Here is a 10,101-nt window from a genome sequence, read left to right as displayed (position 1 = left end):
TCGTCACCGGGTCCGGTGCCAGGCTCATTCACTCGAGCCCGTACCACCCTCAGACCAACGGCAAAGTCGAACGCCACCACCGCACCTTCAAACAGTGGCTCACCGACCAACCCACCCGGCCCGCCACGACCGCCGAGTTGCAGACATCGTGCAACCGCTACCAGAAGTTCTACAACAACGACCGCCGCCACAGTGCCGTGAACATGCCCCCGCAGCAGGCATGGAACGGCGCTGCAACCTTGGGCGGTCCGCAGCACCTACCCGCCCAGGTCGACGCCACAGTCGGTACCCACTCCGTCTCCGGCTCCGGCGTGATCTCCGTCGGCGACCACACGATCTCGGTCGGACGGTCCCACGCTCACAGTCGCGTGACCGTCCTGCGCGACGGCAACCACATCACCACCTACACGGCCAGCGGAGAAGTCCTCGGCCATTTGCACTTGAACATCGACAAGCGCTACCAAGGACAACTCCACCGCCCCGCAGCCTAGAATCGTGTCTCACATGTATCGAGACACCCGTGTCCCGCATGTATCAAGACAGCACACGACCCAGACTACGAATTTCCACTCACATGCACCGAAGGTGCTCTCCCCCATTGTTCGGAGCATGGCACTGCAGGGTGGGCTGGATCTGGCGTCTATCGATGTCGCCGGCAGTCATGGAGTCATCACCCGCGCGGACGTGGAACGGGCACTGTCCTCGAGCACTCCCAGTGCCGAGGGCGTCACGCGAATTCCCATCACCGGGATTCGTAAGACCATCGCCGACAAACTCTCTCGCAGTCGTGCGGAAATTCCCGAGGCGACCGTCTGGGTCGACGTCGACGCGACGGCTCTGCTGCAAGCCCGACGTGACCTCGACGCCTCCATCGACGGCGTGAAGGTGACGCTGCTAGCGGTGCTGGCAAAGCTGACGATGATCGCGCTGTCCAAGTTCCCCGAGCTCAACAGCACGGTCGATACTGCGGCGGGCGAGATTTTGCGCTACGAGAACGTCGGACTCGGCATTGCCGCGCAGACCGATCGCGGATTGATGGTTCCTGTTGTGCCGCAGGCCGACAAGGCCGATCTGAAGGAACTCTCCGAGCGGTTGGCCGAGCTGACCGAGCTCGCGCGAACCGGCTCTCTCCCCGCAGCTCGACTGAGCGGCGGAACGTTCACACTCAACAACTACGGAGTTTTCGGGGTCGACGGCTCGGCCGCGATCATCAACCATCCCGAAGCCGCAATCCTGGGCATCGGACGCATCATCGACCGCCCGTGGGTGGTCGATGGCCAATTGGCCGTCCGCAAGGTCGCGCAGCTGTCATTGGCGTTCGATCACCGCGTGTGCGACGGCGGAGTGGCCGGCGGATTCCTGCGCACCGTGGCCGATTTCGTCGAGAACCCCGTCGTGGCACTGGGATCCCTTCGATGAGCGACGTGGACGTTCTCATCCTCGGTGGCGGATCCGGTGGCTACTCCTGTGCCCTGCGCGCCGAGCAACTCGGCCTGACGGTCGCATTGGTCGAGGAGGACAAGCTCGGCGGCACTTGCCTACACCGTGGATGCATCCCCACCAAGGCACTGCTGCATACCGCCGAGGTGGCCGACGCGGTCCGCGGTTCGGCGTATGTCGGCGTCACGGCATCGTTCGCGGGCGTAGATATGCCTGCGGCACTGGGCTATCAGCGCAGTGTGGTCGCAGGCCTGTACTCCGGACTGCAAGGCTTGCTGAAGCGTCCAAACATCGAGATCGTGTCCGGTCGTGGTCAGGTGGTCGGTCCTTGCACCGTCGAAGTCGGTGGGCGACGCATCACTGGGGCTTCAATGGTTCTCGCCACCGGGTCGTATTCGCGCACCATCCCCGGTATCGAACTGGGTCCGCGAGTGCTCACCAGCGACGGCGCGTTGGCGCTCGACCGAGTTCCGGAGTCCGTCGTCGTACTGGGCGGCGGGGTCATCGGAATCGAATTCGCCAGCATCTGGGCCTCTTTCGGTGCCAAGGTCACCGTCGTCGAAGCCCTCGATCGCATCGTTCCCGGTGAGGACGAATGGTCCTCGAAGCAGCTGACCAAGGCATTGCGCAAACGCGGCATCGACATTCGTACCGGCACCAAGGTCGAGACAGTCACCGAGTCGTCCGACGACATCGCGGTGGCGCTGTCCTCCGGCGACACCCTCTCGGCGGATCTCGTGCTCGTCTCCGTCGGACGCGGCCCCCGCACCGATGGCCTCGGGCTGGCCGAGCAGGGCATCGCCACCGAACGTGGCTTCGTCACTGTCGACGACAATCTGCTCACCACCGCGGCGGGCGTTTATGCCGTCGGCGACATCGTGGCGGGATATCAGTTGGCTCACCGCGGATTCCAGCACGGCATGTTCGTCGCCGAACACATTGCCGGACTCGCGCCGGCACGTATCGACGGCGATCTCGTTCCGCGCGTGACCTATTCGCATCCGGAGGTCGCGTCGGTCGGTCTCACAGAGAAGGCCGCGGAGCAGACATACGGCACCGTCACCTCTGTGGTCTACGACCTCGGCGGCAACGGCAAGAGCCGCATCCTCGCCACCGCGGGCGGAGTCAAGGTTATTCGCGCTCGTGAGGACGGCCCTGTTGTGGGTGTCCACCTCGTCGGTGACCGCGTGGGCGAATTGATAGGTGAGGCGCAACTCGCGGTGGCATGGGAAGCGTTGCCATCGGAGGTCGGTAGCTTCGTTCACGCTCACCCCACTCAGAACGAGGCGATCGGTGAGGCGATGATGGCACTGTCGGGACGGCCGTTGCACGCGCACAGCTGAATACATTTCGAGTAACCGTTCCGGATTGTTCAGGTAAACCTAGCTCCGGACTCCGCCCTCAACTCGGGCCTCCTGAACCGCCGCCGCGCAAACCTCGATCTCACTGTGCACTTCTTTCGAGATATCAATGACTGAAGGAAGTTCTGGCTTCTTCGCCCATTTTCCGCGCGACGGGCCTAACTCCCAGGTCTCGAGTGTCCCGGGTTCGACGCACAGGTTATCGATCACACTCGCGGGCGGCTGCGAGTTCACGGTGATACCCATCCACCGAAATGACTCTCGAGAGCCGTAGCGACAGCAATCGTCACGTGGTCATTGCCAGCTGCGGCAGCCACCTGAACGCCGACCGGCAGGCCGCGTTTGTTCAGCCCGAGTGGTACTTCGGTGGCGGTCATGCCGAGCAAGTTGAACAGAGCGGCACCACCGAAGAGCCATGGTCGGCCCAATGTTGCATTGTGCAGCGGTGCCGGGCGCGGTAGCGGCGGATGCATCATCACCCCCTCGCCCACGACTTCTGCTACCTGGTCGGCCAGGTCCGATGCGATCGAGTCGAGCCGACGACCGACCATCTTTGGTGCCGAACCGAGAAGGTGGTCACCCACCATCGCCAATCGAAGTTGAAGACTACTGGCGCGCAACAACGCTGGAGTTCGGTGTGCAGCTCCGGAGACGTCGAACGAATCGAACATTGTCGTAACCGGCGACGGGGCGTGGCGTCGGAGCTCGGCCAGGTAGCTCGACATGAGCCGTCGCATGGCGGGCATCGGTTGCCACTGCACGTCTGCGCCCAGTTCGGCAAGTGCCATGCCAGCGGCATCGCGGGCGTCGCGCAGCGAGCGGTCCATCGGCCGCAGATACGTCGACCCGGTCGGGATCACGACGCGCAAACCGTTCAAGTCGACCGATTCCGTTGATTTGCAACGTGATCCGTCGTCATCGGCGAGAATTCTCAACAGCGGCATCAGATCAGAGGCGCGGCGGGTCATCGGACCCAAGGTTTCCAGACGACTCGACTCGCCGGTCCTGGACACCGACGGGATCTGCTCGTGTGCGGGCACCAGCCCGGGCGATGGTTTGTGGCCGAAGACGCCGCAGAAGAACGAGGGGATACGGATCGAGCCACCGGTGTCGCCGCCCACACCGAAAGGGCTGCCGCCGCCGACGATCGCGGCCCCCTCGCCGCCGGAGGAACCACCCGACACGCGATGGCGATCGTACGGGTTCGAAGTCCGTCCGTAGACACTGTTTGTGCTTTCGATGCCCAGGCACATCTCGGAGGTGTTCGTGACACCGACGATGATCGCTCCCGCGTTCCTGAGTCGTTGCACGACAAGCGCATCGGACTCGGCTACCACACCTGCGCGACTGGCGAGGCCGGCGGTATGGGGCATCCCTGCCACTGGAATGGACTCTTTGATCGTGCACGGCACCCCAGCCAAGGGGCGATCTGCCGCAGTGGTTGGAGGGCCTGCGTCGACGTGGCCGGCTTCGTCGAGGGCGGCAGCGAACCGGTCCCGCGCGATGGCACCGTCCCCGGCCCGTCGGAGAAGGGTAGCGATGTGCAGTGCGACCACCCGGCGGGAAGTCGTTCGCCCAGACCGAATCGCTTCGGCGAGTTCGATTCCCGACGCCGCGCCGATCCACGAGTCGGTTACTCGCACAACATTTTCCGATGACACTCCCGAAACCCTCTTTTTGTCGTGCAATCGATGCAATTCGTGTACTCCGGTTCCAGGTGTCTGCGACGTCGAGCGCTCTTTCGTGTCGGACCGCGACCTTCAATTCGGCGGGTGACGTCGGTTGCGTCCTCCGAGGGAGCTAGAGGCCAAAATGCCGTTCGACGTCTACCGGGGGGTGTCCCTATGGTTTCTGTCAAGCGGCTTGTGTCGTGGGCGGTTGGTACAGAGTCTTGGTCTTGAGCATGGCGAACAGGACGTCGCATCGGCGGCGGGCGAGGCAGATGAGGGCTGCGTTGTGTTTCTTGCCTTCGGCTCGTTTTCGGTCGTAGTAGGCGCGGCTGGTGGGGTCGTGCAGCGCGGCGAACGCCGAAAGGAACAACGCGCGTTTGAGTTTCCGGTTGCCCGACCTCGCGGGATGTTCACCTCGGATCGAGGTTCCGGATCGGTGGGTCACGGGTGCGATGCCGGCGTACGCGGCGAGGTGTCCGGCTGATTTGAATGCCGAACCGTCACCGACTTCGAGGAGGATGCGTGCTGCTGTCCTGATTCCGATGCCTGGCATCGAGATCAGGACCGAGGAAAGAGGGTGGGCATCGAGCATCCTCTCGACGTCCGCAGCGATTGTTTTCCGTTGTTGCAGTGTCTCTTTGAGCGAGTCCGCCAGTTTGGGTAGAACAGTCTCGGCAGCCGCGGACCCGGGCACCACTACCGTCTGAGATTCGAGTGCGGCGTAGATTTCCGTAACCAGTCTTGCCCCCATCCTGGGTGCGTTTTTGGCTGCGATAGCGGTCAGTTTCCGTTTACCGGCGGCGCGGATGCCGGCTGGGCCACCGCAGCGGGACAGGATCTCGAGCACGGCGGGGTGTGTCACACGAGGTCCGAGGACTCGTTCGAGCGCGGGGTGAATGCCGGTGAGCAGTCCGCGGATTCGGTTGCTGATGCGGGTTGCTTCGCTGGCGAGATCGTCATCGAAACCGATCAGCACATCGAGCTCGGCGAGTGTGTCATCACCGGTATCTACTCGTCGCAGCGTGTGGGGCATGGTCCGGGCCGTGTCGGCGATGATGAACGCATCCCGCGCATCGGTTTTGGCTTGCCCGGGATACAGATCTGCGATGCGGCGCATCGACAGACCCGGTAGGTACGCGACCTGGTGACCGCAGGAGCGGGCGACGGTGACCGGCAGGGCACCGATCGTGTTGGGTTGATCGACGACGATCAACACAGGTCCGTGTGTGGCGAGGCGGTCGAACACAGCGCGTAGGCGGGCCTCGTCATTGGGTAGGGCTTTGTCGTACAGACGGGTGCCGTCGACGGCGAGACCGACGGCGTGATGTTCGGATTTTCCCACGTCGATGCCGCAAAACACGGCGTAACTCGTGTCCATGAAGCAGTCCTTCGTCCGGTTACCACCGGTCGCCGATCCGACGTCAACACCCGACACCCACGTTATGAAGAGACCTGCTCACGATCAGCGGCCCTGTCCCTATCAGCGGTCCGTCGACGCCCCCACACCCGGCGACACCACCCCCCGGATCATTGATGACAGGGGCGAGAAGTCATACCGGGTCTGGCGACCGTAGCCCTCGGTTTCAAGGACCAGCTAAAAGATAACGGGCGTGCGCTCGGGGTGGCCCACCGCGACACACCTGTGGGAAGACACGGGCATAGGTCGCGTAAGGCCGTCAGCGCGAATGTTGCTGCGGTGCGAGTGAATTCCCGGGCGCGATGCGACCGCAGTTCGTCGGTACCGGCTTGTTGTCGAAGCGGTCGATGAGCCACCCGACCGCACCCGGGAACCACAGAGCGGCTCCGGGAATGTGGCTGATGGTGTCGTATTCGTCGTATTGCACGGCCACACCTGCGTCGCAGTACCTGTTCATCAGTGCGCGGACGTCGCCGGCGACCATGATGCCGTCACCGCGGCCGGTACCGATCGGGCCCGGCTGGGTGCCCTCGAGAATCCCGTTGGAGGCCTGCGCGACGAACATCGGGACGGTCGGGACGGGGGCTTGCCCCATGTTGATCTTGTTCACTACCTCGACGTACTCGGGGACGGTGTTCGGGTCCGCGTATTGCGGCTCGACCAGATCGGTCCACCGCAATCCGGGATATTGAAGGAGGACGTTGAGGATGGACGCATCGTTCAGCCGTGCCAGAATTTCGCGGCCGTAGTCGTTGATGTAGGGGTCGAAGTCGATTCCGTACGCGCGTCCGATGCCGATGATGGCCATTCCGACCACTCCGCCCCAGGTGATGCTGCCGCTGGCGTAGCGGAGGTTGTTCGCCGGGTTGACCAGCAAGCCGCCCTGGGCTGCGCCGATGAGATTGTCTGCAATGTCGGGTGCGTAGTCGGCCGCCATGATCGACGCCCAGTTGGTAGCGATGGCACCGCCGGAGTATCCGAGCAGACCGATGCGGGACGTGCCGGTAACGCCGCTTTCCGGTACCTGTTGTGCCGCGCGCAGCGAGTCCAGGGTCATCATTCCGTACTCGGGGCCGGCGGCGAAGTCCGCGGTGGGCCCCTGTGTGTCGGCGAGGACGACGGTGTAGCCCAGAGCCAGGAACGGGGCGATGACCGTGCCTTCTCCGGATACAGCGGAGCCTCCGACACCGACGTTTCGTCCGCTCGGTGTCAGCGACAGCAAGGGTGTGTTACCGGCGATGGCTCGGGACGGGCCGTCGTCGGGGTTAAGCGAGTCGTACGCCGATTGGTAGGAGATGACCTTGTCCGGTTGCGCGTTCGGGGGCCGCAGCACCGAGGTGACGTTGGCAGACGGTCGTCCCTGCGCATCGGTCGATCGGTACAGGATCTGCACGGCGTCGAGTGGGGTCGCCACATTGAGCAGGTGATAGGGGACGGTGCGCACACCGAGAACGGATCCGGGTGCGTAACTCTCCAGGGCGGCCGTGCCGGTGTAGCGGAAGAAGGGGTCGTCGACCGGCTGCGCGGACACCGCCGCTGCTCCGTGGGTGAGGATGGCGGCGGCGGCAAGGCCGACGATCAAGAGCGAACGACTTCTGCGGAGCACGGTGTCACCTGTCTGTTATGTGTCGGGTCGGGGGGTGCCCACGGCCGGACGTATGTCGTAGGTCACAAAACTTTCCGGTCGGTAAGTTAGCACCGGTCACCCGGATGTCACCCCTGCTTTGTCACCAGGTGATGAACGCCCTACGCAGGGCGGTCCAACGCTATTGCTCCGGCGGAATACCCAGATCACAGTCGGCGCTCACGCGACGCGCCGCCACTTCACTCGACGAGCGGGGGTACTGGGGACGAGCAGTGGTACCGGGGACGAGCAGGGGTATGGGTGAAACGGACGCGATTCATCGCCAAAAGGTCCCCCGCTCGGCGGCTGGTTTCTGCTCGACACACCAGCAGCCACGTACCACCCCCAGGACCAGACAATCCCCACCCTCGCAGGAACCGTCTCAGGAACCACCACCACCGACCGCGACACCGACGATTCGGCAGTCGAGACCGGAGGGGCGCGCCGCCCCTGAGAACACTTACCTCGACGTCACAGCCCGGTAAGAAGCCGTAGTTTGCCAGGGCACCGATATCGGATCACGTGGGTCGCTGCAGCTGACGTAGCTGTAGTGCGGTGTCGAGTGCGAGCCGATGCCACGCACGGCGCGGGTCACGTCCGGTCACCTCCCGTGCCCGTCGGAGCCGGTATCTCAGTGTCTGAGGGTGTACGTGCAGGGCGGCGGCGGCTTCGGTGGCGGTTCCGGTGGCGATGAACGCGGACAGTCCTGCCAGTAGGTGGTTGTGGGCGGGTTCGGTGAGCGTGCCGAGAACGGCGGCGACGACGGCGTTCGTGTCCGCGTACGGCCGGGCGGTGAGCAGGGCCAGCAACTGATTGTCGCCTTCGTCGAGAACGGCACGGTCATCGAACGCGTGCTCGGGTGCTGCGCCGAGTCCGTCGGCGGCCAGTCGGTAGCTGGCGCTGACCTCCGTGATCGGACGACGTGCCACCGCAGAGCCCCGCAGATACCGCTCCGCGCACACCGCGTCGACGTCCGCGAGGTCGACGGCGGCAGGCAGCAGGAACACCGAGCGGTGATCGCGGCGCGTGGCCAACTGCGCGTCTTCCGTTGCGCGGTCGCCGCCGAGCGCACCCAAGACGTTGTCGAGGTCCTCGTGACGGACGGTGTCCGTCGAGTCGGCACGGCCGACGACGAGAACCGTCGGATGGGTGGGCAGGGTGAGGGCGAGCTCTCGCGATCTGTCGGCGAGCGCGCCGGGCGAGTTCTGGCGGCCGGCCAGGAGATCGTCGAGCAGCGCCGACCGGGCGTGCTCACCGTCAGAGGCCAGTCGTTCTCGTGCCGCGGTGTATGCACCGATGATTTCCTCGGAGATGGCATCGATTCCGTCCAACGCGGCGATGCTCAGTTCTGCGATGTCGGCCGGGTCGAGGTCGGCGAGGTGAACGGAGGCAATGTGGCGGATGAACACACTCGACGCCACCCGGTAGGCGCGCAGCACGTCGCTGAGTGGGCGCCCGTCCGAGGCGCGAGCCACACCGATGGCGCGGAACCGCGCCCGGTCGCGATCGTCGAGTTCCGCGGTGTCCGCGTTCCATATCTGCATGAGCCTTCGTAGCGACCAGTATGCGATACCTTCCACGTCGGCCAGCTGGGGACCGTGCAGGTCCCGGTAGGCCGGGATCGCCGCCCTGATCGCCAACACCGCCTCACCGACGACCGAGGACAGCTCGCGTTCGACACGTAGCGCCACAGTTTCGCGTGCCCGAACCATCTACGCACCTACTTTCCTTTTGTCACTCCCTGACAAAAGATATCGCGGCAGTAGAGCTTCTCGTTGCCGACTGGCGGGTCAGGTGACCGCAGCGCGCTCGTCTACACCGACCAGCAGTGATATTGCGAGTGAGGGCATCGTCCTGCACCAGTGGGAGCTGCTCACCCATACGTCGAACCACTGAGCTGCGTGCTCGGGCAGGGGACTGCATTGCTTCGGCCAATGTCTCGACGTGCCGGCGGATCATCGCGAATCGCCAGGGCTGCAGCGTCAGCGGACATGTCGCCGCTGATGACTTGCTCGACAATTTCATCGATGCGACTCACGATTCAATACTTCTGCGCCCAGGGTTGATTGGCTGCTCTGCGTAGCCGCATTCCTGTCGCGCCGAACACAGCTTCTGGACAGTTGCTATTCGCTCGTGAAGCGCTGCTCTACTTTCGAGCCGAACCTCCCCTGCCGCTCTCAGCTATGTCCTCAGCGACGGGGCATAGCTTGGATGGAAACACCGCGTCCAGGCCGTTGGGGACATCGACGCTTGAAACGTTGCCCGGGTCTGCACAACAGTCACTCGCCGCATGTTGTTTGGTTCCATCGACAGTCGAGCGCGCCTAAGGGCATCTCCGACCTATGCGGCGTGCGCACTTCTCGATCGGTCAACAGACGTCCATGCGGTGCTCGATGTCGTCTCACACACCGAACCCGCCGCAATCGGACGTGCATACATTTGACGAAAGCCCCGAACCACTAGGCGGGTTCTAACGATCCCCGCAACACCCTCGATTTGAGGGAGTTGCGGGGATCGTGGCATGTGCTGGGTTGAAGGTGCGGTTTTTCGAGGCGTTGGACCGTGAGGACGGGAATGTCAGCGCGGCCG

General features: G+C 64.1%; 6 protein-coding genes and 1 pseudogene. 3 read left to right on the top strand and 4 right to left on the bottom strand.

From position 1 onward, the window contains the following. From J1M81_RS25065 to lpdA, 3 genes and pseudogenes are all read left to right on the top strand, one after another. A partial coding sequence (locus tag J1M81_RS25065; protein WP_206499094.1) for an integrase core domain-containing protein occupies nt 1–491 on the top strand: 491 nt, incomplete at its 5' end. A gap of 91 nt (nt 492–582) precedes the next feature. After that, nucleotides 583–1,419, top strand: a pseudogene (locus J1M81_RS25060) (dihydrolipoamide acetyltransferase family protein); the annotation flags it as partial. Next, the gene (lpdA, locus tag J1M81_RS25055) at nt 1,416–2,783 is read left to right on the top strand and encodes a dihydrolipoyl dehydrogenase (RefSeq protein ID WP_206499093.1); all 1,368 of its coding nucleotides are present in this window, start codon (nt 1,416–1,418) and stop codon (nt 2,781–2,783) included. The pseudogene J1M81_RS25060 and the gene lpdA, both read left to right, overlap by 4 nt. Before the next feature lie 248 nt (nt 2,784–3,031). Here lpdA and J1M81_RS25050 read toward each other — a convergent pair whose 3' ends face one another. From J1M81_RS25050 to J1M81_RS25035, 4 genes are all read right to left on the bottom strand, one after another. Continuing rightward, on the bottom strand, nt 3,032–4,444 hold the full coding sequence (locus J1M81_RS25050; protein WP_206499092.1) for an amidase: 1,413 nt from the start codon (nt 4,442–4,444) through the stop codon (nt 3,032–3,034). Nucleotides 4,445–4,655: 211 nt separating this feature from the next. After that, on the bottom strand, nt 4,656–5,849 hold the full coding sequence (locus J1M81_RS25045) for an IS110 family transposase (protein ID WP_206499091.1): 1,194 nt from the start codon (nt 5,847–5,849) through the stop codon (nt 4,656–4,658). 298 nt (nt 5,850–6,147) lie between these two features. After that, complete coding sequence (locus tag J1M81_RS25040) at nt 6,148–7,494, bottom strand: lipase family protein (RefSeq protein WP_032400662.1); 1,347 nt, start codon at nt 7,492–7,494, stop codon at nt 6,148–6,150. A 536-nt stretch (nt 7,495–8,030) separates the two neighbouring features. Beyond that, nucleotides 8,031–9,224 (bottom strand): CdaR family transcriptional regulator, encoded by a 1,194-nt coding sequence (locus tag J1M81_RS25035; RefSeq protein ID WP_032400661.1) that lies wholly within the window; start codon nt 9,222–9,224, stop codon nt 8,031–8,033. Nucleotides 9,225–10,101 lie beyond the last annotated feature (877 nt).

It is taken from the genome of Rhodococcus sp. KRD175 (assembly GCF_017168275.1).
GTDB classification, from domain to species: domain Bacteria; phylum Actinomycetota; class Actinomycetes; order Mycobacteriales; family Mycobacteriaceae; genus Rhodococcoides; species Rhodococcoides fascians.
Note: the sequence above shows the minus strand (reverse complement) of the source record. Positions and strands in the feature narration are given on the sequence as shown.